The 24,272-nt window shown below is 73.6% G+C and carries 19 protein-coding genes; 11 read left to right on the forward strand and 8 right to left on the reverse strand.

Features of this window, described 5'->3' with window-relative positions; genetic code table 11:
• Positions 1-49: 49 nt before the first annotated feature.
• Positions 50-775, forward strand: a complete 726-nt coding sequence (locus tag E3N83_RS17475; protein ID WP_151084414.1) for a hypothetical protein — start codon at positions 50-52, stop codon at positions 773-775.
• Between the two features lie 10 nt (positions 776-785).
• Here the strand turns inward: E3N83_RS17475 and E3N83_RS17480 are convergent, their stop codons facing one another.
• A complete protein-coding gene (locus E3N83_RS17480; protein ID WP_151084415.1) occupies positions 786-2,417 on the reverse strand; it encodes a DNA repair helicase XPB in 1,632 nt (543 codons plus the stop codon).
• 36 nt (positions 2,418-2,453) lie between these two features.
• Here E3N83_RS17480 and E3N83_RS17485 point away from each other — a divergent pair, with 36 nt between their 5' ends.
• The 5 genes from E3N83_RS17485 (at position 2,454) to E3N83_RS17505 (ending at position 8,043) form a co-directional block, all read left to right on the forward strand.
• Positions 2,454-2,999, forward strand: a complete 546-nt coding sequence (locus tag E3N83_RS17485) for a gluconokinase (protein ID WP_238342965.1) — start codon at positions 2,454-2,456, stop codon at positions 2,997-2,999.
• A 5-nt stretch (positions 3,000-3,004) separates the two neighbouring features.
• Positions 3,005-4,420 carry a GntP family permease gene (locus tag E3N83_RS17490; protein ID WP_151085424.1) on the forward strand — a complete coding sequence of 472 codons (1,416 nt, stop codon included), beginning with the start codon at positions 3,005-3,007 and terminating at the stop codon, positions 4,418-4,420.
• A 71-nt stretch (positions 4,421-4,491) separates the two neighbouring features.
• Entirely contained in the window at positions 4,492-5,802 is a 1,311-nt protein-coding gene (locus E3N83_RS17495) for a nucleotide disphospho-sugar-binding domain-containing protein (RefSeq protein ID WP_202879262.1), read from the forward strand.
• Positions 5,792-7,021 (forward strand): hypothetical protein, encoded by a 1,230-nt coding sequence (locus tag E3N83_RS17500; RefSeq protein WP_202879263.1) that lies wholly within the window; start codon positions 5,792-5,794, stop codon positions 7,019-7,021. Before E3N83_RS17495 ends, E3N83_RS17500 begins: the two co-directional genes overlap by 11 nt.
• Positions 7,018-8,043, forward strand: a complete 1,026-nt coding sequence (locus tag E3N83_RS17505; RefSeq protein WP_151084416.1) for an SIS domain-containing protein — start codon at positions 7,018-7,020, stop codon at positions 8,041-8,043. The genes E3N83_RS17500 and E3N83_RS17505 overlap by 4 nt, the downstream gene beginning before the upstream one ends.
• 75 nt (positions 8,044-8,118) lie before the next feature.
• On the opposite strand, the gene E3N83_RS20095 is transcribed toward E3N83_RS17505, so the two are convergent.
• Together E3N83_RS20095 and E3N83_RS17515 are read right to left on the reverse strand one after the other, a co-directional pair.
• On the reverse strand, positions 8,119-8,643 hold the full coding sequence (locus E3N83_RS20095) for a CGNR zinc finger domain-containing protein (RefSeq protein ID WP_151084417.1): 525 nt from the start codon (positions 8,641-8,643) through the stop codon (positions 8,119-8,121).
• A gap of 9 nt (positions 8,644-8,652) precedes the next feature.
• Positions 8,653-10,926, reverse strand: coding sequence for a helicase-associated domain-containing protein (locus E3N83_RS17515; protein WP_151084418.1), 2,274 nt, complete (start codon positions 10,924-10,926; stop codon positions 8,653-8,655).
• A gap of 48 nt (positions 10,927-10,974) precedes the next feature.
• Here E3N83_RS17515 and E3N83_RS17520 point away from each other — a divergent pair, with 48 nt between their 5' ends.
• The 5 genes from E3N83_RS17520 to E3N83_RS17540 all read left to right on the forward strand — a co-directional run bounded on the left by E3N83_RS17520 (position 10,975) and on the right by E3N83_RS17540 (position 17,345).
• Positions 10,975-11,808 carry a PP2C family protein-serine/threonine phosphatase gene (locus E3N83_RS17520; protein ID WP_151084419.1) on the forward strand — a complete coding sequence of 278 codons (834 nt, stop codon included), beginning with the start codon at positions 10,975-10,977 and terminating at the stop codon, positions 11,806-11,808.
• Positions 11,805-12,815 carry an FHA domain-containing protein gene (locus tag E3N83_RS20270; protein WP_151084420.1) on the forward strand — a complete coding sequence of 337 codons (1,011 nt, stop codon included), beginning with the start codon at positions 11,805-11,807 and terminating at the stop codon, positions 12,813-12,815. Before E3N83_RS17520 ends, E3N83_RS20270 begins: the two co-directional genes overlap by 4 nt.
• Before the next feature lie 5 nt (positions 12,816-12,820).
• Complete coding sequence (locus E3N83_RS17530; RefSeq protein ID WP_191907851.1) at positions 12,821-13,906, forward strand: RDD family protein; 1,086 nt, start codon at positions 12,821-12,823, stop codon at positions 13,904-13,906.
• 43 nt (positions 13,907-13,949) lie between these two features.
• Positions 13,950-15,593 (forward strand): AMP-binding protein, encoded by a 1,644-nt coding sequence (locus tag E3N83_RS17535; RefSeq protein ID WP_151084422.1) that lies wholly within the window; start codon positions 13,950-13,952, stop codon positions 15,591-15,593.
• Positions 15,594-15,689: 96 nt separating this feature from the next.
• A complete protein-coding gene (locus tag E3N83_RS17540) occupies positions 15,690-17,345 on the forward strand; it encodes a DUF885 domain-containing protein (protein ID WP_151084423.1) in 1,656 nt (551 codons plus the stop codon).
• 18 nt (positions 17,346-17,363) lie between these two features.
• Here the strand turns inward: E3N83_RS17540 and E3N83_RS17545 are convergent, their stop codons facing one another.
• The 5 genes from E3N83_RS17545 to E3N83_RS17565 form a co-directional block, all read right to left on the reverse strand.
• Positions 17,364-18,110 carry a type 1 glutamine amidotransferase gene (locus E3N83_RS17545; protein WP_151084424.1) on the reverse strand — a complete coding sequence of 249 codons (747 nt, stop codon included), beginning with the start codon at positions 18,108-18,110 and terminating at the stop codon, positions 17,364-17,366.
• Complete coding sequence (locus E3N83_RS17550; protein ID WP_151084425.1) at positions 18,103-19,332, reverse strand: MurT ligase domain-containing protein; 1,230 nt, start codon at positions 19,330-19,332, stop codon at positions 18,103-18,105. Before E3N83_RS17550 ends, E3N83_RS17545 begins: the two co-directional genes overlap by 8 nt.
• A gap of 94 nt (positions 19,333-19,426) precedes the next feature.
• Positions 19,427-19,894 carry a hypothetical protein gene (locus E3N83_RS17555; RefSeq protein WP_151084426.1) on the reverse strand — a complete coding sequence of 156 codons (468 nt, stop codon included), beginning with the start codon at positions 19,892-19,894 and terminating at the stop codon, positions 19,427-19,429.
• Positions 19,891-21,996, reverse strand: a complete 2,106-nt coding sequence (locus E3N83_RS17560) for a CARDB domain-containing protein (protein ID WP_151084427.1) — start codon at positions 21,994-21,996, stop codon at positions 19,891-19,893. The genes E3N83_RS17555 and E3N83_RS17560 overlap by 4 nt, the downstream gene beginning before the upstream one ends.
• Before the next feature lie 61 nt (positions 21,997-22,057).
• Positions 22,058-24,241 (reverse strand): S8 family serine peptidase, encoded by a 2,184-nt coding sequence (locus E3N83_RS17565; RefSeq protein ID WP_191907852.1) that lies wholly within the window; start codon positions 24,239-24,241, stop codon positions 22,058-22,060.
• Between the last annotated feature and the right edge of the window lie 31 nt (positions 24,242-24,272).

The following is a 24,272-nucleotide window of genomic DNA, read 5'->3' on the forward strand; positions in this document are numbered from 1 at the left end:
CACGCTAATGGCGTGGCCGGTGGCGTCCGGAGGGGCGCACCATGGAGACGTGCAGCCGACCGCCGACGACTTCCGCGCGCTCGCCCGGAGCTCCCCGTGGCGGTGGACGACGCTGCACTTCCGGCACCGGTCCCGCTTCCCAGGTGAGGCCGAGGCGTGGGTACGGCGCCCCGGCGAGCTGCTCGTCAGCCCGCGCGGCCGACCGACCGAGTACGTCTCGGGCGTGCCGTACTCGACCTCCAGCGTGCGGATCGTCGGCAACGCCGACGGCACGCAGGCGGTCGAGCCCGACCCTGAGCCCGAGCCGGAGCCGGTCTTCCGGGCCGACGGGCTCGTGGAGTCCCGGCCCGACGGCTGGGGCTTCCGGCACAGCGACCCCATATGGGGGAACTACAGCTGGCCGGCCATGCTCGACCCCGAGGAGCTCAGCCACCACGTCGACGTCGCCGACCTGCGGGTGGTCGAGGTGGCCGGCCGGACCGCGTGGCGGGCCGACCTGCGCGCCGGACCCGGCTACGACCCGCGGTGCGGCGGCAACTGCTGCGAGCTGCTGTACAGCGAGGCCGGGCTGCGCGCCGACTTCCCCGACCCGGACGACGTACCGGAGAAGTGGCGTGGGCGCGACTACCCCGACCACTACGACGTCGCGCTCGACGTCGGGACGGGCGTCGTCGTGCGCTGCCTGCCGGTCGGTGGTCCGGACGACGCCCCATGGCTGGAGAACGACGTCCTCGAGGTCGACGCCGACCTCGACGCGGTCTTCGCCGGCCGCTGACCCGGGTCGGTCAGTCCTCGGCGTCGCGGATCGAGTAGGCGTAGCCCTGCTCGGCGAGGAACCGCTGCCGGTTGGCGGCGAACTCCGCGTCGACGGTGTCGCGGCTGACGATCGTGTAGAAGTGCGCGGTCTTGCCCTCGGTCTTCGGGCGCAGCAGCCGGCCGAGGCGCTGGGCCTCCTCCTGGCGTGAGCCGAACGACCCCGACACCTGGATCGCCACCTCGGCGGTGGGCAGGTCGACGGAGAAGTTGGCGACCTTGGAGACCACCAGCAGCTCCTCCTCGCCGTGCCGGAACGCCTCGAACAGCCGCTGCCGCTCCTTGACCGTCGTGGCCCCGGTGATCAGCGGCGCGTCGAGGGCGGCGGCGAGCTCGTCGAGCTGCTCGAGGTACTGCCCGATCACCAGCGTCGGCTGGCCTGGGTGCTGCGCGACCAGCCGTCGTACGACGTCGATCTTGTGGTGGGTGCACGACGCCAGCCGGTAGCGCTCCTCGGGCTCGGCGGTGGCGTAGACCAGCCGCTCGGACGACGGCAGCGTCACCCGCACCTCGACGCAGTCGGCCGGCGCGATCCAGCCCTGGGACTCGATGTCCTTCCACGGGGCGTCGTACCGCTTGGGCCCGATCAGCGAGAACACGTCGCCCTCGCGGCCGTCCTCGCGCACCAGCGTCGCGGTCAGCCCGAGCCGTCGCCGGGCCTGGAGGTCGGCGGTCATCCGGAAGATCGGCGCGGGCAGCAGGTGCACCTCGTCGTAGACGATCAGCCCCCAGTCGCGGGCGTCGAGCAGCTCGAGGTGGGTGTAGACGCCCTTCCGGCGGGTGGTCATCACCTGGTACGTCGCGATGGTGACCGGCCGGATCTCCTTGACCGAGCCGCTGTACTCGCCGATCTCGTCGGCGGTCAGGGAAGTACGACGGACCAGCTCGTCCTTCCACTGCCGCGCGCTCACGGTGTTGGTGACCAGGATCAGCGTGGTCGCCTTCGCCTCCGCCATCGCGGCCGCGCCGACCATCGTCTTGCCGGCGCCGCACGGGAGCACGACCACGCCGGAGCCGCCGTGCCAGAACGACTCGACGGCCTCCTTCTGGTAGGGCCGCATCGACCAGTCGGACTCGTCGAGCTCGATCGCGTGCGCCTCGCCGTCGACGTACCCCGCGAAGTCCTCGGCCGGCCAGCCGAGCTTGAGCAGCGCCTGCTTGAGGTTGCCGCGCTCGGAGGGGTGGACGGCGACGGTGTCGTCGTCGATCCGGTTGCCGAGCATCCCGGCGATCTTCTTGGCGCGCAGCACCTCCTCCAGCACCGGCCGGTCGGTGGAGACCAGCACCAGGCCGTTGACCGGATCCTTCTCCAGCCGCAGCCGGCCGTAGCGGGCCATCGTCTCAGCGACGTCGACGAGCAGCGCGTGGGGTACGGCGTACCGGCTGAACTCCAGCAGCGTGTCGACGACCTGCTCCGCGTCGTGCCCGGCGGCCCGGGCGTTCCACAGGCCGAGGGGGGTGAGCCGGTAGGTGTGGATGTGCTCGGGCGAGCGCTCCAGCTCGGCGAACGGCGCGATCGCCTTGCGGCAGTCCTGCGCGCGCTCGTGGTCGACCTCGAGCAGCAGCGTCTTGTCGCTCTGCACGATCAGGGGCCCGTCGGTCACTGCCCAAGACTACGGAGTGCAGGTAACGTGCCGGACGTGGCCGACATCCGGGAGGTCCGCCAGGTGGTGGTGATGGGCGTGTCCGGCGTGGGCAAGTCCACGGTGGCCAAGGGGATCTCGCTCACCTTGGGCTGGACCTACGCCGAGGGAGACGCGTTCCACTCCCCGGCCAACGTCGCCAAGATGGCGTCGGGACACCCGCTCACCGACGACGACCGGTGGCCGTGGCTGGCCAGCATCGGCGACTGGATGTCCGGCGAGATCGCCGCAGGGCACTCGTCGGTGATCACCTGCTCGGCGCTGCGCCGCGCCTACCGCGACGTGCTCCGGGAGGGCCGCCCGGAGGTGGTGTTCTGCCATCTCGTCGCCGGCGAGGACCTGGTCGCCGACCGGATCTCGAACCGCCGAAGCCACTTCATGCCGAGCTCGCTGCTGCACAGCCAGTACCAGACCCTCGAGCCCCTCGAGCCCGACGAGCCGGGCGTCGTCGTGCCCGTCGACGGCACGGCCGCCGAGGTCCTGACCCGCACCTTGGACGCCCTGGGCATCACTCCGCCCCCTGCTGAAGGAGCCAGATCGTGAGCTGGATCATCCTCCCCCTCGCCACCCCTCCGCCGCCCGTCATCAGCGACGCCGGAGACACCCAGCTGGTGCTGGCGGCCCTGGCCGGCATCGCGGCGGTCGTCCTGCTGATCGTGCTGGCCAAGCTGCACCCGTTCCTCGCCCTGATGCTCGGCTCCGGCGTGCTCGGAGCGGTGGCGTTCGCGGCGCCGATCGACGTCGTGACGGCGTTCACGACCGGGTTCGGCACGACCATGGGATCGGTCGGCATCCTGATCGCGCTCGGCGCGATGATCGGCAAGCTGCTCGCCGACTCCGGGGGGAGCAACACCATCGTCGACGCGGTGATCGGGCGCGTGGGCCCGCGCCGACTGCCGTGGGCGATGGCCCTGATCGCGGCGATCCTGGGGCTGCCGCTGTTCTTCGAGATCGGCGTCGTGCTGCTGGTCCCGGTGGTGATCCTGGTCGCCCGCCGCGTCGAGGTCCCCGTGATGCGGGTCGGGATCCCGGCGCTCGCCGGACTCTCCGTGCTGCACGGACTGGTGCCTCCGCACCCGGGACCGCTGACCGCGATCGCCAACCTCCAGGCCGACCTCGGCCGCACCCTGATCTTCGGCCTGATCGTGGCCGTCCCGACGCTGATCATCTGCGGCCCGCTCCTGGCCCGGGTGATCGAGCGCTGGGTGCCGGTGATGGCGCCTGCCGGGGCGGGCGGTACCCCGGACACCACCGACGAGGAGGGTCGGGCGCCGGTGGCGGAGGGCGTGACCCGCCGGCCGGGCTTCGGAGCCGCCCTGGTCAGCATCGTGCTGCCGGTCCTCCTGATGCTGGTCCGCGCCATCGCCGACCTGGTCATCGACAACCCGGACGACAGCACCCAGAAGGTCTTCGACTTCATCGGCAACCCGACCGTGGCACTCCTGGTCGCGGTGCTCGTGGCGATGTTCGCGCTCGGGCGCGGCTCGGGGATGAGCATGCGGCAGACCCAGGACTCCCTCGGCTCCGGACTGCCCTTGGTGGCGAGCATCCTGCTGATCGTGGCCGCCGGAGGCGGCTTCAAGGAGGTGCTGGTCGAGTGCGGAGTCGCCCACGTGATCAGCGACGCGGCGGAGGGGAGCGGCCTGTCGATCCTGGTGCTCGGCTGGCTGGTCGCGGTAGGCGTGCGTCTGGCCACCGGCTCGGCGACCGTGGCCACGATCACCGCCTCGGGCATCGTCACCGGCGCAGCCGCCTCGAGCTCGACGAACGAGGTGGCCCTGCTGGTGCTGGCGATCGGGTGCGGCTCGCTGTTCTTCAGCCACGTGAACGACGCGGGCTTCTGGTTGGTCAAGGAGTACTTCGGTCTCACGGTCGGGCAGACCATCAAGTCCTGGTCGGTGATGGAGACCGCGATCTCCGTGGTCGGCCTGGTCTTCGTGCTCCTGCTCAACCTGGTCGTCTAGCTCGAGGCCCGGCCGGGAATCCGACGGCCACCTCGCCCCCCGGGCGGGCGTGAGCCCGATAGCGTGCCCGCGTGACTGAATCGCTGACCGTGATGTTCATGCCGGAGTCGGCCTACGGACCCACCAACCAGTGCATCGGTCTCGGGAAGGTGCTGCTCGACCGGGGACACCGCGTGGTGTTCGCCGCCGAGGCGTCGTGGGCCGGACGACTGGAGCCGTTCGGGTTCGTCGAGGCGCTGGTCGACCTCGCGGAGCCCGACCCGGACGCGGAGGAAGGGGCTGCCGGGCAGTTCTGGATCGACTTCGTCAACGAGACGGCGCCGGAGTTCGCCAGGCCGACCCGCGACCAGCTCGCCAGCTTCGTCCAGCCGACGTACGACGCGCTGGTCACGGGAGCGCGATACGCCGAGCCGCGGCTGCGCGAGATCATCGCCGAGCACCGCCCCGACGTGATCGTCGAGGACAACGTCGTGTCGTTCCCGGCCCTGATGACCTCCGACGCGGCGTTCGTGCGGATCGTCTCCTGCAACCCGCTCGAGGTCCGCGGCGACGACATCCCCCCGGTGTTCTCCGGCTACCCCATGGCCGACCGCTCGCAGTGGGTTGACTTCCTGGCGGAGTTCGACCGGGTGCACGCCGACACCTGGACGGAGTGGGACGCGTGGTGCCGGGAGCAGGGTGCCCCGCCGCTGCCGCCGCGCGCGTTCATGCACACCTCGCCGACCGCGAACATCTACGTCTATCCCCGCGAGCTCGACTACACCGACGCCCGGCCGCTCGACGACACCTGGCACCGGATCGACTCCAGTGTCCGCGAGACCGACGAGGACTACGACCTCCCGCCGGAGCTGGCGGACCGGCCCGACGGCAGCGGCCTGGTCTACCTCTCGCTGGGCTCGCTCGGCGGGGCCGACGTCGAGCTGATGCAGCGGCTGATCGACGTGCTCGGCACCTCGCGGCACCGGGTGGTCGTGAGCATGGGGCCGCGGGCCGACGAGCTCCGGCTGGCCGACAACATGAGCGGCGCGGCGACGGTGCCGCAGACCAAGGTGATCCCGCAGGTCGACCTGGTGATCACCCACGGCGGCAACAACACCACCACCGAGGCGATGCACTTCGGCAAGCCGATGGTCGTGCTGCCGCTCTTCTGGGACCAGTACGACAACGCCCAGCGCGTGGACGAGCTCGGGTACGGCGTACGCCTCCCGACGTACGCCTTCTCCGACGACGACCTCCTCGGCGCCGTCGACCGGCTGCTCGCCGACACCGACCTGCGAACCCGGCTGGACGCGATCGGCGCCGACATCCGGGCCCGCGACGGCGTGCGTCGTGGTGCCGAGATCATCGAACGGGTCGGTCTGGACCATCGTGGTGACCGCTGACCTGCTCCGTCTCGACGCCGGCCACGCCGTGCGGGTCGTCGCGACGGAGGCGGGCCACCGCGCCGGGCCGGTGACCCTTGCCGGCGACGAATGGTTGCCCGCCGAGCCCGGCGACGGCGCCGGCCTGGCCGTGCTGCACCGGCTGCGCAACCGCTCGGCCGTCGAGGAGGGGTTCCGGGTCACCGGGTTCGGCTGGAGCGCTCCGCGTGACGAGTCCGAGCGGGCGATGGGGGTCGACCAGACCCACCGGTCGTGGGTGGTCGGCGACAGCGTCGTGGTGAAGTGGATGACCGAGCCCCTCGTCGGGCCGCACCCCGCCCCCGAGCGGCTGCGCCGGCTCGCGGAGGCCGGCTTCGCGGAGGCGCCCGAGCTGCTGGGGCTCCTCGAGTGGCACGACCCCGACCAGGGTGGGTGGATCCCGGTCGTCGTCGTGCAGGCCTACCTGCCCGGGGCCGAGGACGGCTGGACCTGGGCGGTCACCGACGCCCGCCGGGCGCTGGGCCTCGAGCCGGGTGAGCCGACCGACCTCGGCGGCGACCTCGGTGGGCTGACCGGGCGCCTCCACGTGGCCCTCGCCGACCGACCGCCGGCCCGGTTGTCGGAGGCCGTGGCCCGGGCGCACGCCGACGAGGCCCGCAGTGCCTTCGACCTCGCCGTGCGCCTCACCGAGCAGCACGACCCCGACTCGTCCGCGCTGCTGGTCGCCCACCGGGACCGGATCGAGGAGGTGCTCGGCGGGCTGGCCGGCGCCGCGGGGACCCCGGTGCTGCCGGTGCACGGCGACCTCCACGTCGGGCAGGTGCTGCGCGACCCGGCCGGCGCCCTGGCCGTGATCGACTTCGACGGCAACCCCACCCGCACACCGGCCCTGCGCGCGGCCCTCGCGCCGGCCGCCCTCGACGTGGCGGGGATGCTCGTCTGTCTGGAGAACGTCGCGCACGTCGCCCGCCACGGTGCCGATGCCGATGCCGACCCCGCGCTCGACCCCGCGCTCGACTGGTCCACGATGGCGTGGACCAGCCACGCCCAGGCCCGCTTCCTCAGCGGTTACCGCGAGGCGCTCGGCGACCACCTCGATCTGTACGACGCGTCCCTGGTCCCGGCGTACTCCTGGGAGCAGCTGTGCCGTGAGTTCGTCTACGCGGCGCTGCACCTGCCGGCGTGGCTCTACGTGCCGGCGGCGTCGCTGCGGAACCGGCTCGCGCAGGAGCCCGCGTGAACCCCGATCTCTTCCTGGCCGACCTCGAGGAGAAGCCCGGGCGGCTGACGGAGCTCGCCGCCTCACTGCGCGCCGCCGATCCCTGGGGGGCGGTCGGGCCGGCCGAGCGATGGGTCTTCCTCGGCATGGGCTCGTCCCACTACGCCAACCAGGTCGCGGCCGCCCGGCTGAGGTCCCGGGGCGTTGCCGCGGTCGCCGAGCTGGCTGCCTCCGACCTGCTGCCCATCGTCGGGCCCGGCACCACCGTGGTCGCCGTATCGGCGTCGGGTGGGTCCGCCGAGACCCTCGATGCCGTACGCCGGCTGCGGGCGGCCGGCGACGGCGCGCGGTTCGTGGCGCTGACCAACCGGGCCTCGACCGGCTCGACCACCGCAACGCCGCTGGCGGGGCTGTGCGACGTCGAGGTGGGCCTGGCGGCAGGGGAGGAGCGCGGCGGGGTCGCCTGCCGGTCGTTCCAGCACACGCTGGCGCTGCTGCTGGCGCTCGAGGAGCGGCTGACCGGGTCTCGACTCCGCTCGACCGCCGAGGTGGTCAGCGCGACCGCCGAGGTGGTGGAGCGGGCAGCGGAGGCCTGCGCGCACCTGCTCGACACCCGCGACGAGTGGCTCCCGTCGCTGTCCGCCGCGGCGCTCGGCCCGCAGGGCACCCACGTCGTGGCACCCGCCCGGCGGCTCGGCTCGGCGCTCCAGTCGGCGCTGATGCTGCGTGAGGGTCCGCGGCTGCCGGCGGTCGGCTGCGAGACCGCCGACTGGAGCCACGTCGACGTCTATCTGACCAAGACGACCGACTACCGCCTCGTCCTGCTCGCCGGCTCCCGCTGGGAGCCCGAGCTGCTCGACTGGGTGGGGCAGCGCGGGAGCACGCTGGTCGCGGTCGGCGGCGAGGTGCCCGGGGCGGCGGTCACCGTGCGCTACCCGCACGACGACGTCGACGACGTACGCCTGCTCGCCGAGACGCTGGTCCTCGAGCTGGTCGCGGCGCAGGCGTGGCGAGGGCAGGCCCAGGGCGACTTCGGCGCCTGACAGGAGCTACGGGGCACTCCCGGGCAGGTCGTCCCCGCTACCGCACCGACGGGGCGCCCTGGCCAGGATCCTCGCTCAGCCCGCGGCGGCCTTCTGCCGGGCCCGGTAGGCCGCCACGTTGGCCCGTGAGGAGCAGCGGTCCGAGCAGTAGCGCCGCGACTGGTTCGGCGAGGTGTCGACGTACACGTTGGTGCAGGGCGTGGCCGCGCAGACGCCGAGGCGGGTCGGGCCGAGGTCGCAGACCAGGTTGGCGAGCCCCAGGAGAGCCTCGCCGACGAGCAGGTCGGCGACGCTGGCGGCCCGGTTGGCGACGTGGATGTGCAGGTTGGCCGGGTTGTGGTCGGCGATCCGCGGGGTGATCGGGTGCCGCTCGAGCAGCGCGTTCAGGCCGTCCACGACGCCCTTCGGGTCGTCGGCCGACGACGCCTCGAACACCGGCCGGAGGTCGCGCTGGAAGCGCCGCAGCGCGATCACGTCCCGCTCGCCGACCTGGGGCTGCAGCCAGGCCCGCGGGGTCAGGAACGCCACCAGCGAGTCGAGGTCGGTCAGCTCGGCGTTGAGCAGCGCTGCCGACGACTCGGCGTACCGGACGAAATCCACACCCCGAGTCTAGGTCGCGACGTCCACCGGATTCACGCTGCGGATCCGGTGGACGGCGAAGGTGCGCACGTCGTCGGCCCGGTGGTCGCGTGCGGTGAGCACCCCGCCGTCGACGCGGAGGGGGTCGACGAGTCGCTCGGTGGCGGCGCCGTGGTTGTCGACGTAGGCGATCAGGACGGTGCGCCCGCCCTCGGCGGCCTCACGCAGGGCGGTCAGCGAGCCCATCGGGGTCAGTGCCGGCGCGGGTGCGCCCCGCGCCTCGACGACCCGGTCGCCGGCTCGGATCGCGGTGACGACCTGGGCCAGCCGGGCCTCCTGCCGGGCGTCGGCGATGGTACGCCGCGCGACCTTGGGGCGGGCGCGCTGCCGGTCGGGCCGGCTCACGTGCACGGTGCCGTCGATCGCCTCCACCAGCGGCGAGACGCCGAGCTCACGCAGCCGCGGCAGCAGCACCTCGAGCGGAGTCGTGCTGACCAGCACGGTCGGCGCGATCCGGCGCAGCCCGAGCGAGCCGGCCCGCGAGTGGTGCAGGACCTCGGTCAGGGCCGCCTCGTCGTCGGCGCGCAGGAACGCCTCCGCGTGCCCGACCCGGATCGTCCCGAAGGTCCGGGCCGCGTCGTCGACGAGGTAGCTCAGCGGCTGCGGGACCGGCGTCCGCGAGACCTGCTCGAGGAAGGAGTGGACCTCGTGGGCGGCCCAGCCGGCGTCGAACGCCCGGCGCACCGACGACGGTGTGAAGCGGTAGACGGTGGCCTGTCCCCGTGACTCGACGTCGGCCATCAGGTGCAGGTCGCGAGCGCGCTCGCGCACCAGCGGACCGGGGGCCACCGCGGTCAGGTCGGCCTGGATCAGCACCTGGTCCACCTCGTCGGGCAGCAGCGCCTCGAGTGCCGGCGCGGGGTCGTCGCCGGCGAGCAGGAGCCGGGCGTACGACGCCAGCCCGCCGAGTGCGGTCAGGCCGAGGTGGGCGGCCTCGTCGAGCGCGGAGACGACCTGGTCGGCGCGTGAGGGCAGCCGTCGCGGTCGCAGCCAGGCGACCCGGGCCACCACCGAGGCCGGCCCGGTGCCGGCGGCCAGGACCCGGCCGGGAGGCAGGTCGGCCAGCGCCGTCAGCGCCATCCGCCGGGTCTCGGGGGCGGAGCGCGCGACCAGGTCGGGGTCCAGGGCGTTGCGCGGCTTGCCCTGGTCGTCGCGGCTGCCGACGAGTCCGGGCACCCGCTCGGTGTCGAGCCAGGCGCGGGCCAGGACGGCCCAGCGGACCGCGGCCGGCTCGTCGGACCACGCGTCGTACGCCTCGGTGGGCGTCCACGCCGGATTGCCGTCGGCATCGGGCCAGGTCGCCGCCAAGTGGGCGGCGGCGGCCACCTCGGCGACCAGGGCGGTGGCCGCAAGATCGAGCTGGACCGTCTCGGCGGCGGCCTTGAGGTCGCGGGCCGACAAAGCGCCGTTGCGCAGGGCTATCGGCGGCCGGGTGCCCCAGTGGTCCACCAGCAGCTCGACACGTCGTACGACGTCGAAGGCCGCGCCGGCCGCGGTGTGGTCCACCTGTCCGGAATCGCGCTCGGACCAGGCGACCTCCGGGGCCTCGGCGAGCGGCTCCCGCAGCGCCCGCCCGCCGCGCAGCGCGACCTGCACCTCACCGGGCACCCGGACCAGTCCCGCCCGGCCCGGCACCAGCAGGCCGCGCGACAGCAGCTCCTCGGCCGGGGTCCGGGCCTCGGCCGGCGTGATGCCGGGACGGGCCGAGCCGGGTGCGGCCTCGCCGGAGCCCGCCTCGACGTGCTCGAGCAGTGCCACCGCGGCCGGGGACAGCTCGGCCAGGAGCCGGGCGACGTCGTCGGCGGTGCGCCCCGGGGTCAGCGGGTGGATCATCGCCGAGCCGCCGAGGGCCTCGGCCACCCCGGTCAGCGGACGGAGGCCGGCGTCGTGCTCCCAGACCAGGGCCAGGTCGGCCAGCCGGGTCAGTGCGCTCTCGACAGTCGGGCCCGGGAGACCGAGGATGTGGGCCAGATCCAGGTCGGGAGTTTGGTCCGACGCCACGAGGGCATCAAGGACGGAGAGCTCGAGGCGCGTGAGCAGGTCGAGAGCACGGTTCAGTGAGGAGCGCGTCGCAGCCCGCGATGCCAGCTGGCCGCAGTCGGCAGGGGCAGGAGTGGACAGATCGGACCGTTGCCGGAGCAGCCGCGTCAGCCGGTCGTCCGGCCAGCTCCTGAGCTGGTCGGCGAGCGAGCGGTACCCCCGGCGCGCGGGTTCCCGGCTGGAGGGAGCGGACGAGGTGGACATCGTTCCCACGCTACTGGTCTGCCCCAGCTGCGGGTCTGGGCCCGCGTGATGGACGACGGGCTCGATCGGGTCGAGCTCCACTACGGGGCGGCCACCGACGTCGGTCTGGTCCGCGAGGTCAACGAGGACTCCCACCTGGCCGACCCGCCGGTGTTCGTGGTCGCCGACGGCATGGGCGGTCACGACGGCGGTGACGTCGCCAGCCGGATCGTCGCCGAGGAGTTCGCCCGCCTCGCCGACGTCGGCTACGACGCCCGGCGCGGCCGGCACGTCGTCGACGCGACGCTGCGGCAGTGCCAGCTCCGCCTCCGGCAGTACGGCGAGACGCACCTCGGCAGCGACGGCGGCCGCTGGCACGGCGGGACGACCGCGGTGGTGGCACTGCTGGTGCAGGAGGAGGGCGAGCCGCGCTGGCTGCTGGCCAACCTCGGCGACTCCCGGATCTACCGGTTCAACCAAGGCGAGCTGGTCCGGGTCAGCGTGGACCACAGCGTGGTCCAGGAGCTGGTCGACGCCGGTGAGATCACCGAGGAGGAGGCCGCGGTGCACCCCGAGCGGCACATCGTGACCCGCGCTCTCGGTGGGCCCGATCGTCCCGAGCCGGACTACTTCACGCTCCCGCTGCCCGAGGCCGAACGGATCCTGCTCTGCTCCGACGGGGTCACCGGGATGGTTCCCGACCACGACCTGGCCACGTTGCTCGGCAGCCACCCCGACCCGCGCGACGCCGCCGAGCGAGTCGTCGCGGCGGCGGTGGCTGCCGGCGGGGTCGACAACGCCACGGCGGTCGTGGTGGATGTGATGGGATTGGCCAGCGACGACAGCTACGACTCCCGGCGCCAGCGCGAGAGTCTGCACGAGAAACTGGGGGCCCTGCCGTGACCGCAAGCCGCTCCGTCACGCCGGGGGACTGGTACGGCGTCCTGGGTGACCGCGTGGCGGTCCTGCTGCCACCCGCCGCCAAGTCCCGGGTGGCCGGCCTGTGGGAGCGGGTGGACGAGGACGCCGGCTTCGACGAGGTGCTCGACGCCCTGATCAGCGGCGGGCTGCGGGAGCTGCCCGGGTTCGTGCTGGTCAGCACAGAGGGCTCCGAGGTCCGGGTGGTGATCCGCGGGGCCGGCCGGGCCGAGCTGACCACGAGCGACGGCCCGGTCACGGTGAGCGGCGCCCAGGACACCACCTGGGTCGAACAGACGGTCTCCGGGGTGACCGGCCTGAAGGTGCAGGTCGCCGACGGCGACGGTACGCCGTACCCCTTCGGCACCGGGCTGGTCCGGGTCTCCGGGCTCGAGCAGCCGCCGAGCGCGCCCGCGTCGCCCGCCGCCGCACCCCCCGTCACGGCGCCGCCGGTCGCCGCGCCCCCGATCCCGCCGCCGGTCGCTGCGCCCCCGATCCCGCCGCCGGTCGTGACCCCCGATCCCGGCGACACCCAGAGCGGGTCGTTCGACCCGGGTCCGCTGGCACCCGCCGAGGAGCCGAGCCCGCGACCGCCCGACCACGCTCCGGGCACACCGACCCCGCCCGCGGTCGCCCAGCGACCGGTGGCGCGGCTGATCTTCTCCAGCGGCGAGATCGTCGACGTCGACCGGGCGGTGCTGGTGGGCCGGGCACCGGAGTCGCGTCGCTTCGGTGGTGACGACCAGTCGCGGCTGGTCCGGGTGCCGAGCCCGCACCAGGAGGTCTCCTCCACCCACCTCGAGATCCGGCCCGGCACCGGTGCCGACCACGGCTCGGCGGTGGTCACCGACCTCGGCTCGACCAACGGCACCGTCGTGGTCCAGCCCGGGCTGCCGGCCGAGGATCTCCAGCCCGGCATCGCGGTCCAGCTGATCCCGGGTGCCATCGTCGACCTCGGTGAAGGGGTGACCATCCAGGTCACCACCGTGTGAGCGCCGTGAGCAGCGCAGTCGCACCGACCGCCACCCCGGCCCGCACCGCTCCGACGCCCGAGACCGGGCTCCGGGTCGCCGAGACCGACCGGCGCTTCTACGCCTTCGCCGTCGACCGCCTGATCGCCTGGGGCATCGACCTCGCCTTCGCCTTGGCGGCGCAGCACTACCTGATCTCCCGCGGCCACGTGTGGGGCGGTGTCCTGGTGATCGTGGCGACGGTCCTGGTCGTCGGCGGCGTCTTCGCGGCGCTTCTCGGTCTCACCGGGAGCACCCCCGGCAAGGCGTTCTGCGGACTACGGGTGATCGACTCCCGTACCGGTCGACCGATCGGGATGGGACCGGCCCTGCTCCGCACCGTGGTGGTCGCGGGTGCGACGGTGCCGTTCGGCTTCGGCCTCGCGGCCCTGGCCTGGACCGCCCTGGCCGACCCCGATCGGCTTGCGCGCGGCTGGCACGACCGGCTGGTCTCCTCGCTCGTCGTGGACGTGCGACCGGTGCCGGCCGCGGAGGAGCCCGAGCAGTCCGCGCCTCGCGGTGTGGTCAACCTGACCGCGATGCGGCTGGTGCCCGCACGTCGTACGCCGCCCGGACCCGACCCCGCCCGGCTCCCCGCCCGGGCACCGACCCGCGATCACCGGGCCCGACCGGCGACCGGCGACGCAGGGGAGTCGGGGCGGACCACCGTGCGCGACCCGGCGTTGGCCGCTGCGGCCTCCGGCGGCACCACGGCAACCCCCGAGGCGTCACCGGCCCCGTCCGCCTGGGGCCTGGTCTTCGACACCGGCGAGCGGGTGCGGGTGGAGTCGGTCGTGCTGATCGGGCGACGCCCCGAGCCCCGCGAGGGAGAGCAGGGGGCCCGGCTGGTCGGGCTGCCGTCGACCGACATGTCGGTCTCCAAGACCCATGCCCAGGTGGCGCTGGCCCCCGACGGCACGCTCGTGGTCACCGACCGCGGCTCGACCAACGGCTCCGTGCTCCGGCGGCAGGGGGTCGCCAGGCGACTGACCGCCGGGCGGCCGGCGACCCTGCTCGACGGCGACGTGGTCAACCTCGGCGACCGCACGATGACCGTCGTCCGCGTCGGCTGAGCCGACCCTCCCGCAGCCCAGCTCGGGCGAGTAGTTTCCGGTCATGCAGTCCTATGCGCGCGGTGAGTCCGAGCCGGCCCTGCTCGAGGAGACGATCGGGGCGAACCTCGACCGCACGGTCGCGGCCTTCCCCGATCGTGAGGCCCTCGTCGAGTTCGCGTCCGGGCGTCGGTGGACGTGGCGCGAGCTCAACCACGACGTCGACCTGTTCGCACGCGGGCTGATCGCGTACGGCATCGAGAAGGGCGACCGGGTCGGCATCTGGGCACCCAACTGCGCCGAGTGGACGATCACGCAGTACGCCTGCGCCAAGATCGGGGCGGTCCTGGTCAACGTCAACCCGGCCTACCGCACCCACGAGTTCTCCTACGCCGTGAACCAGTCGGGGCTGCGGCTCCTGGTCGCCGCCGAGAGCTTCAAGACCAGCGACTACCGGGCGATGGTCGAGGAGACGGCGCCCCTCAACTCAGCCCTCGAGCGCGTGGTCTACATCGGCACCGGCGACTGGGCGGACGTGGTGGCCGCCGGCCAGCAGGTCGACTCCGACGTCGTGAACGCGCGGATGCTGACGCTGCGACCCGAGGACCCGATCAACATCCAGTACACCTCGGGCACCACGGGCCGGCCCAAGGGCGCGACCCTCTCGCACCGCAACATCCTCAACAACGGCTTCATGGTCACCGAGCTGATGGGCTTCACCGAGCAGGACCGGCTCTGCATCCCGGTGCCCTTCTACCACTGCTTCGGGATGGTGATGGCCAACCTCGGCTGCACCAGCCACGGCTCCACGATGGTGATCCCGGCGCCGGGCTTCGACCCCGAGGTCACCCTGCGCGCGATCGCCGAGGAGCGGTGCACGGCGGTGTACGGCGTGCCGACGATGTTCATCGCCATGCAGCACCACCCGACCTTCGCCGACCACGACCTCTCGAGCCTGAGGACCGGCTGCATGGCGGGGTCGATCTGCCCGGTCGAGGTGATGAAGCGCTGTCTCGGCGACATGCACATGGCCGAGGTCTGCATCGCCTACGGCATGACCGAGACCTCACCGGTCTCGACCCAGACCCGGGTCGACGACGACCTCGACCGTCGTACCGCCTCGATCGGCCGGGTCCATCCCCACGTCGAGGTCAAGATCGTGGACCCGGTCACCGGCGCGACCGTCGAGCGGGGGAGCCCCGGCGAGCTGTGCACCCGCGGCTACTCGGTGATGCTCGGCTACTGGGACGACCCCGAGAAGACCGCCGAGGCGATCGACGCCGAGGGGTGGATGCACACCGGCGACCTCGCCGAGATGCGTGAGGACGGCTACTGCAACATCGTCGGCCGGATCAAGGACATGGTGATCCGCGGCGGGGAGAACGTCTACCCGCGCGAGATCGAGGAGTTCCTCTACGCCCACCCCGACATCGAGGACGTGCAGGTGATCGGCGTCCCCGACGAGAAGTACGGCGAGGAGCTGGCCGCGTGGATCAAGCTGCGGGCCGGCGCCGAGCCGCTCGACGCCGACGCGGTTCGCGCGTACGCCACCGGCAAGCTCGCCCACTACAAGATCCCGCGCTACGTGCTGCTGGTCGACGAGTTCCCGATGACGGTGACCGGCAAGATCCGCAAGGTGCAGATGCGTGAGGAGACCGCGGCCAGGCTCGGCCTGACCGGTGCGGGCCACGGTCCGGCCGGCTCGTAGGCCGGAGCCTCCGGTCGAGACGAAATCGTGACGTCCGGCGTCGACTCCCGCGGCTAGGTTGATCGCGACCCATCGGAGCCTCGGAAGGAACCTGCGTTGAGCGACTCACTGCGACAGCTGGCCGACGACTACTGGAAGGCCTTGCTCGACGTCGACCCGACCTGGCGGCACATGCTCGGCGACTACTCCGCCGTCGGCCGCTACGAGCACTGCTCCCGGGTCTCCGAGGACTCCGTCGCTGCGACCCTGCGCGACTTCGCGGCCCGCGCGGAGGCGCTCGACGAGGGCCCGCTCGACGAGCAGGAGCGGCTCACCCGGGGGGTGCTGGCGTCGTCCGCGACGTCCACCGCAGACCTGCTCGACGCCCGACTCACCGAGCTGGCCGCCGACCCGGTACACGGCCCGCAGACCACCTTGTCCCTGGTGCTCGGCATGCTCGCGGTGCCCGACCAGCAGGTCGCCGACGCGATGCCCGCCAAGCTCGACGGCATCGGCACCTACTTCCACGAGCTCGCCGACCGGGTCCACGAGGGCGTGGGCCGCGGCTGGGTGGCGGCCGAGTTCGCGGTCGCCGAGACGATCGCCCAGATCGAGGCCGCGCTCGCCGTCCCGCCCGCGAGCGACCCGATGCTGGGCGCCGTCGCGATCCCCGACGGTGTCGACGCCGAGGCGTTCCGGAGGCACCTGCAGGAGGCGCTCGAGCGCGCGGTGCGCCCGGGCCTGGTGGCCTACCGCGACGCGCTGCGTGACCAGGCTCTGCCGATCGCCCGCTCCGAGGAGCGGTGCGGCCTGAGCTGGCTGACCGGCGGCGACGACGCCTACGACCGCACCCTGCGCTACTACACGACGACCGCCAAGACGGCGCAGGAGATCCACGAGATCGGTCTCGCGCAGGTCGCCAAGCTCGCCGACGAGTACCGCGCGCTCGGCCCCGAGGTGGTCGGCACCGACGACCTCCAGCAGATCTTCGAGGCGATGCGCACCGACCCCAAGCTGCACTTCGAGCACGCCGACGAGCTGGTCGAGCAGTCGCGTGTCGCCCTCGCCAGGGCGGAGGCCGCGATGGGCGACTGGTTCGAGGTCGTGCCCCAGGCGCCGTGCGCGGTGTCCGGCACCGAGGTCGGCGCCAAGGCGTTCTACTACCCGCCGGCGACCGACGGCTCGCGCGGCGGCACGTTCTTCGTCAACACCACCGACCCCGAGACGTGGGGCCGCTTCGAGCTCGAGTCGATGGCCTTCCACGAGGGCGTGCCCGGTCACCACCTCCAGCTCGCCATCGCCGCCGAGCTGCCCGACACGATGCCGGAGTTCCGCAAGCACCTCCACAACTCCGCGTACGCCGAGGGCTGGGGCCTCTACACCGAGCGGCTCTCCGACGAGATGGGTCTCTACAGCTCGGCCGTGGACCGGATGGGCATGTACAGCGCCGACTCGATGCGGGCCTGCCGGCTCGTCGTCGACACCGGACTGCACGCGCTGGGCTGGAGCCGCCAGCAGGCGATCGACTACATGGTCGCCAACAGCCCCCTCACCGAGGGTGTCTGCCGGCCCGAGGTGGACCGCTACATCTGCAGCCCCGGCCAGGCGACGTCGTACATGATCGGCCGGCTGGAGATCGAGCGGATGCGGGCCGAGGCCGAGCAGCGGCAGGGGGCGGCGTTCGACGTCAAGAAGTTCCACTCGGCCGTGCTCGACAGCGGCTCGCTGCCCCTCGAGGTGCTCGACCGGGTGGTCGCGGCTCGGCTTGCCTGAGCGGTCGGGTCCGACAGGTCAGCGCCGCAGCCGGCTCCGCCGACCCTCGGGGCGGCGGCGCGGGTCGGCGGCGTCGAGCCGCTCCTCGCGGAGCTGCTCGGTCACGTCACGGGGTACGACGGCCAGCGGGCCGGTGACCCGCTCGAGCAGCGTGTCGGCGAGCACAGGGTTGCGGACCAGCACCGGCCCGTGCAGGTAGGTCGCGACGATGTTGTCCTGCTGCACTCCCTCGGTGCGACCGTCGCCGTTCCCCACTCCGGCCACGAGCGTGCCCAGCGGGCGCGCGGACGGCCCGACCTCGGCCGTGCCGCGGTGGTTCTCGAACCCGGTCAGCGTCGGGACGCCGGGCAGCTCCACCGGTTCGAGCACGATCTCGCCGACGGCCCGCTCGGCGAGCCGGTCGCAGGTGGCGTCGAGCAGCCCGAGCCCCGTCTCCGGCCGGCCCTCGAACCCGAGGAACGTCCGCGAGAGCAGCTGGAGCCCGGCGCAGACCGCGAAGACCGGTGCGCTGCCCCCGAAGATCGACGCCGCCCGGTCGTCGGCGAGCATCGCCCGGGCCGCGAGCAGCTGGGTGGCGTCCTCGCCGCCGCCGATCACGAAGAGGTCGCCGGAGGCGGGGAGCGGCTGGTCGGCCATCACGTCGACGATCTCGGTCGCGACGCCGCGCAGCCCGGCGCGGTAGGCCAGGGCGAGCACGTTGCCGCGGTCGCCGTAGGTCCCGAGCAGGTCGGGGTAGACGTGGACGATCACCAAGGGGTCAGCCACGGCGGCCCAGCTCCTCTCGGGCGGCCTGGAAGGCCGTGTAGTTGCCGACCACGTCGACCGGGCCGGCGGCCAGGTGGGGCAGCACGCTGAGCAGGCCTGCCGGAGCGCGCCGGGCCTCGACGCCGTCGACGGCCAGCCGGGCCAGCAGGTCGGTGGCGCGGCGGCCGGTCACCCACACGGTCCGGCCGCGCAGGGCGGTGAAGGAGACGTCGTACAGCCAGGACGGGTCGCGCCCGTCGACCCCCTCGGCGTTGAAGCACAGCACCACGGGCCGCTGGTCGTCGGCCATCATCGCCAGGAGCTCGAGCCAGCCGGCGGGGTTCTTGGCCAGCATCAGCCGCAGCTCGTGCTCGCCGTGGCGCACCTGCTCGAAGCGGCCGGACACCGCGGGGACCGCCGCCACCCGACGCGCCGCCTCCTCGAGGGGTACGCCGTCCGCGTGGGCGGTCGCGACCGCCAGCGCGGCGTTCCCCAGGTTGAACCTGCCCGGGATGCCGAGCGCGAGAGCCACCTGGTCGTCGTCCGGCCCGTGCAGGGTCGCTCCGTCGAGCCAGAAGTCCGGCTGCGGTCGCCGCAGGTCGCACTCCGTGCAGTGCCAGCCTCCGTCCTCGTGCCGAATCCGGGAGCCGCACTTCGGGCAGACGAGGGAGTCCTGGGTCCAGGAGATGTGGGCGGCCACCCAGACCTGGCGCTCGGCAGCCATCGCCGCCCACACGATCAGGGGATCGTCGGCGTTGGCGACGACAAGGGGCACCCCGGCCAGGGCGGTGCGCCAGGCCCGGGACACCGAGCCGACCTCGTGGTGGCGTGAGAGCTGGTCGCGGGACAGGTTCGAGATCAGCACGCTGACCGGTCGCGTCCGGGTGATCACCCAGGGCAGCCAGCCCTCGTCGGTCTCCAGGACCATCCGGTGGTCGCGGGTGGCAGCCAGCGTGCCGGCGATGCCGACCGACGTGTTGGCCCCGCCGCGGTTGCTCCCGACCACGCCGTCCCCGCCCAGGGCTGCGGTCAGGAGACCGGTGGTGGTGGTCTTGCCGTTGGTGCCGCTGACCAGGGTGATCCGGCGGCCGCGGCTGAGCTCGGCGGCCGCCGAGGGCGTGGCCATCAGCAGGAGACGGCCGGCGATCACGTTGCCCGAGCCGCCGCGCAGGCGCCGGGCCGCGGCAGCCACCGCCCGGGTGCCCTGCCGGGCGATCCGGAGCGGGACCTCCGGGCGGCTCACGAGGGGACCCCTGACGGCGGTACGGAAGGGCGAGCGGTCCGTGCGGTCACGCTCCAGTAGTACCCGATCGCCTGGGCCGGCGCCCCGTCGACCCTCAGATCTTCTTCGACAGGAGCTGGATCACGGTCTCCCCGGGGCAGGTCGTCGACTCCTTGATCGCCCAGCGACCGGTGTAGCCGTTGCCGGTCCAGTTGGCCTCGGCGTCGTGGTCCTCGGTCTCGCCCTCGGTCACCTTGAAGCCGGCCGACTTCGCCGCGTTCAGGGCACTGAGCACGTCGGGGAACGCCGCCTTGGTGACCCCGGTGGCCACGACGCCCTCGGAGCCGCGGTCCTCGACGTGGTAGACGACGGTGACGTCCGGCAGTGGGAACTCGGTGGGATAGCCCGCGGGGAAGTCGCTGACCTGGTGCGCGTCGGACAGGCAGGTCGAGGTGTCGGCCGCGGCCGTCAGGTCGGCGTCGGCCTCGGGACCCGAGGCCGCGCCCGAGCCGCCGCAGCCCGCGGTGAGCAGGAGCAGCCCCAGTGCAGCAGCGGCGACCCGCGCCGCCCTGGTCACCGTCACCGCCGGCCCCGGTGCGCCACCCGCTTGTTGTCCGACTCGTGGCGCTCGCGCACCCGGTCGCGCGGGTCGGTGATCGCGGTGATCGTCTGCGGCTTCGACGAGGCCGGCCAGCGGAACACCAGCGCGGTGCCTCGGTGCGCATTGAGCGAGGTCACCGCCCGGCCGACCCGGGAGCGGTTGTCGGTGACGATCGTGGCGAAGTCCGAGACGGCGCGGTCACCGGTGTTGCGTACGGTCACCCGGTCGACCCACATTCCGCTGGCGTTCTTGTGCAGGTGCTGCTTGGTCAGCTTCAGGTTGACCGTCGAGGCGTCGTACGCCGAGAAGAGCCCGAGGCCGCTGCTCTGCCGCGCGATCGTGGCGTACGCCGCCTGGGCGTCGGCCGGGCCGGCACCGCTGGTCTCCGTGGTGTCGGTGACGCAGGTGTTGATGCAGCCGTCGGCGAACGCCGCCTCGACCCGCCCCTGCTTGTCGGTGGTCACGTCGATGAAGTCGAGCAGGTTGCGGTCGCTGCCGCACGTCGTACCGCCGGTGCAGATGGAGCCGCGCTGGACCGGGTCGTTCGGGGTGGCGTCGCTGGTCACCCAGGACTTTCCGCCGTCGTACGTCGTGGCCAGGTAGAGGTGCCAGACGCCCTTGAAGTTGGTGGCGTCCTGGTAGTTGCCGGCGGTCGGGGTGCCGAGGAACGCGAGGGTGGCCCGGTCGTCGTCACCGGCGACCATGGCCGGGAACACGGCGTTCTTGATGCCGAACTCGCTGCCGACGACCTGCGGCGTCGACCACGTCGTGCCCTGGTCGTGGCTGACCGCGACGCTCGGGCGGCCGTCGGAGCCCACCGAGCCGAGGTAGACGGTGCCGTTGGCGCCCACGCCCACCGACGGGTCGGCGTCGCTGGGGCTGGTGCCGGGCACCTTGTTCACCGTCCAGGTGGTGCCGCCGTCCTTGGAGACGACGACCGCGGCGTTGTTCCCGCACGCCCGGTTGGGCAGGTACGCCGTACCGTCCGGCGCGACCTTGACGTGGCCGTGCAGGCCGCCGCAGTCGAGCAGGCTGTAGGTCGGGACGCCGGGGCCGAACGTCGTACCCCCGTCGTGCGAGGCGGCGCAGAAGGCGGTGGCGATGTCCTGGCTGCAGTAGTAGACCGCGTGCGGATAGGTCGACGTGGGCAGGGAGCCGAGGCCGGCCGGGCTGTAGACCCCGCCGCCCAGGGTCTGGTGGTCGGCGCCGGACGGGATGCCCCCGCCGGTGCTCGGGTTCCACGTCGTGCCGTCGTCGTCGGTGTAGCAGGTGGCCGAGTCCGCGCCAGTGAGCTGCGACTCGAAGGTGCGCCCGGTGGTGTGGTCGGTGAACAGGATCGGGTCCAGGCTCAGGGTGCTGCCGACCACACAGCCGTCGGCGGCGTTGGCCGAGACGTCCGACCAGTGCGCGGTCGCCGGCGAGGTGCTGTCGTCGAAGCTCACCCGGTAGGTCGACAGGCTGGCCTGGTACATCGTCGAACCGGTCTTCCAGTCCGTGCCGATCGAGGGCTCGCCTGCGTTGTTGGTGTCCTTGCCGAGGGTGCTCGGGGCGGGGTACGTCGTGAAGCCCGGCGGCGTCGCTGTGCCCGGCGGCGGGGGCGCCGGGGTGTCGGTGAGCACCGCCTTGGCGGTGTAGCTGTCCCCGAGCGGGGCGAACGGGACGACCCGGACGGTGTAGGTCCCGGTGGTCGGTGGGACCACGACCTCCTCCGGGTTGGCGCTGGAGGCGGAGGTGCCGACGGTGTGACCGGCCGCGTCGAGCACGTAGACGTCGAAGTCCGCGGCGGTGTTCGGCCAGGCCACGTCGATCTTCAGCGCGTGACCGGTGTCGTAGCCGGCGGGCGTCGAGACGTGGAGGGTGAAGTCGTCGCAGCTCATCGGGACCGTGCAGTCGGGAGCGCCGAGGGCGGTCGCGGTCGCGTTGGGAGCCACGAAGGGGCCGCCGCTCCAGGTCACCTTCGTGGAGGTGTCGCTGACCGTCCCTTCGGCAGGGTTGCTGGCCGTGGCATGGCCGCCCAGGGTGACGAGGGCGGCTGCGAGGCAGGCTGAGGAAGCGAGACCGATCACTCGGCGGGCACGTGGCATGAGGGCTCCTGAGATCGTCGACGTACTCCTCGTCAACGAGCCGGCCGCCCCCGGGTCACGCTCAGGGAGCGATCACGACCGGGATCCGCACCCTCGTGCCGTCCTCGGCGGTCCAGGTGACCGCGCCGCTGTCGAGGGGCTGCGCGGCCCCCGGCCCGGCGCCGTACACCTCGAGGTGGAAGGTGAGGCTCTCGCCCGGCGCCAGGCGGGCGGCCGCGGGCGTCACCACCACCTGGTGGCGCCGGAAGCCGGTCGCCGTCGAGGAGAAGTAGCGCGCCCGCTCCCCGACGTTGGTGACTTGGCGGGTGACGACCGTCGGGGAGGTGGCGCCGGTGGAGACGAAGACCGACGTGGCGTCGAGGGCATCGGCGGGCAGCAGGCCGTCCAGCCAGCGGCGGTAGTCCCCGGGGCGGGGCAGGTAGGCGAGATGGGGGCGTGCCGCGGGCCGGGCCGCAGCGAGGCCCGCACCCTGGCGGAGCGGTCCCGCACCGGGGACCGGCCGGGCCGTGGTGGCCAGTGCGGAGCGGACCTGGCCGGGGGTCCAGCCCGGTGCGGCGCCGAGCGCGGCCGCAAGACCGCTGACCGCGGCCGTGGCGGCCGAGGTGCCGGACTCGAGGTCCCACCGCAGGCCACGCTCGTCCGGGGGTACGGCGCCCAGGACGCCGAGGCCGGGCGCCAGCAGGTCGGGCTTGAGCAGAGGTCCGGTGCGGTCACCGCCTCGGGACCAGCCCGGCACCCTCGGCCCGGGCCGCGCGGTGCCGGACGGCACCAACCGGATCCTGGCCCGCGGGTGGCTCCGCACCCAAGCGGTGAGCGTCGACCCGGCCCTGGCGTCGAGGTGCACGGTCGGCACGCTGTGGAGGTCGGCGTCGACCGAGCCCGGTCCGGTGTTGACCAGGACCATGCCGACGCCGTCGGCCCGGGCCACGGCCGCGGACTTGTCGACCCGCCCGATGCCCCCGCGACGGCAGACCACCACCCGGCCCGCCGTCCGACCCGCGTCGAGGCTGCCCGGGAGGCACCGGGCTGCGGCCCGGCTCGACCGCCCGGGCACCGCCAGGTCGCTGCCGAGGACGACCCGGACCGGCCCGACGTGCCGGCGCGACGACATGGCGCCGGTCAGCCGGGGCCCGCCGGCGATCTCGACCGCACCGCGGCTCTGCTCACCGGTGCCGGCACCGACCGTGGTCACCCAGGGCGACGGATGGGCGGCGTGGCCGGGGCCGTTGCCGGCGGAGGCCACCACCACCGTGCCCGCCTCGGTGGCACCGAGCAGCGCGCGCTCGACGGTGTCGATCCGGTCGGGGCCGGACACCGGCAGGTCGAGCACGTCGACGCCGTCGGCCGTCGCCCGGTCGACGGCGGTGACCAGGTCGGCGGTGGAGCAGCCGTCGTTCGCCGGGTCGGGGGCCTGCCAGCACGCCTTGTAGACCGCCACCCGGGCTCGCGGCGCCACCCCGCTGGTCAGCCGGTGCGGCACGCCGGGCACCTGCACGGTGACCCCGCCGTCGCCGGCCGCGATCGAGGCCGAGAGCGTGCCGTGGCCGTCGTCGTCGACCGGGGAGAGCCGGGCACTGCTGGCGATCCGGTCCGCGCCGAAGCCTCGCACGAAGAACCGCGCCGCCACGACCTTCCCGTCGCACATGCCGGCTCGCCAGCCGGGGCCGGTCCGGCAGGGGCCGTGGAAGCCCGGTGGCCGTCGGTGCATCCCCGGACTCTCGGCGAACGCCGCGCTGTGCGGCCACAGACCGGAGTCCACGAACCCGATTACCTGGTCGCGGCCACCTCCGGGGACGGAGTGCGTCGGCGTCCCGGCCGCGGCCCGCAGGTCCAGCCCGGTCAGCCGGCGTACGGCGTCGCGCTCGACCAGGGCCACGTCGGCGCTCGCCGCCAGGGTCGCCGCCTGGCCGGCGTCGAGGCGTACGGCGAACCCGTCCAGGGCGGTGGTCCAGCGGTAGACCGGTGCCGACGCCCCCACCTGGTCGAGCAGGGCGTCCTGCCGCAGCACCTGCGCCGCGCGGCTCGCGTCCGGCGCATGGCGCGGGGCGTCGTGGCGGCCGGCCGTGCCGGGCCCGGTCAGGGTGACCAGGTAGAGGGACCGGTGACCGTCGGGGACGTGCGCCTGAGCCGGCCCGGACACGGCCACGCCGCCGGCGACCGTGGTCGCCGCGAGCAGACCGAGCAGGAGCGCCGAGCCCGCGGCCGACCCGCGGCGTACCCGCCGACGAGCTCGCTGGCCGCACACGGTCACGGGATCCTCCATCGCCCGGCGGCGG

Source organism: Nocardioides cynanchi (assembly GCF_008761635.1).
Lineage (GTDB): Bacteria > Actinomycetota > Actinomycetes > Propionibacteriales > Nocardioidaceae > Nocardioides > Nocardioides cynanchi.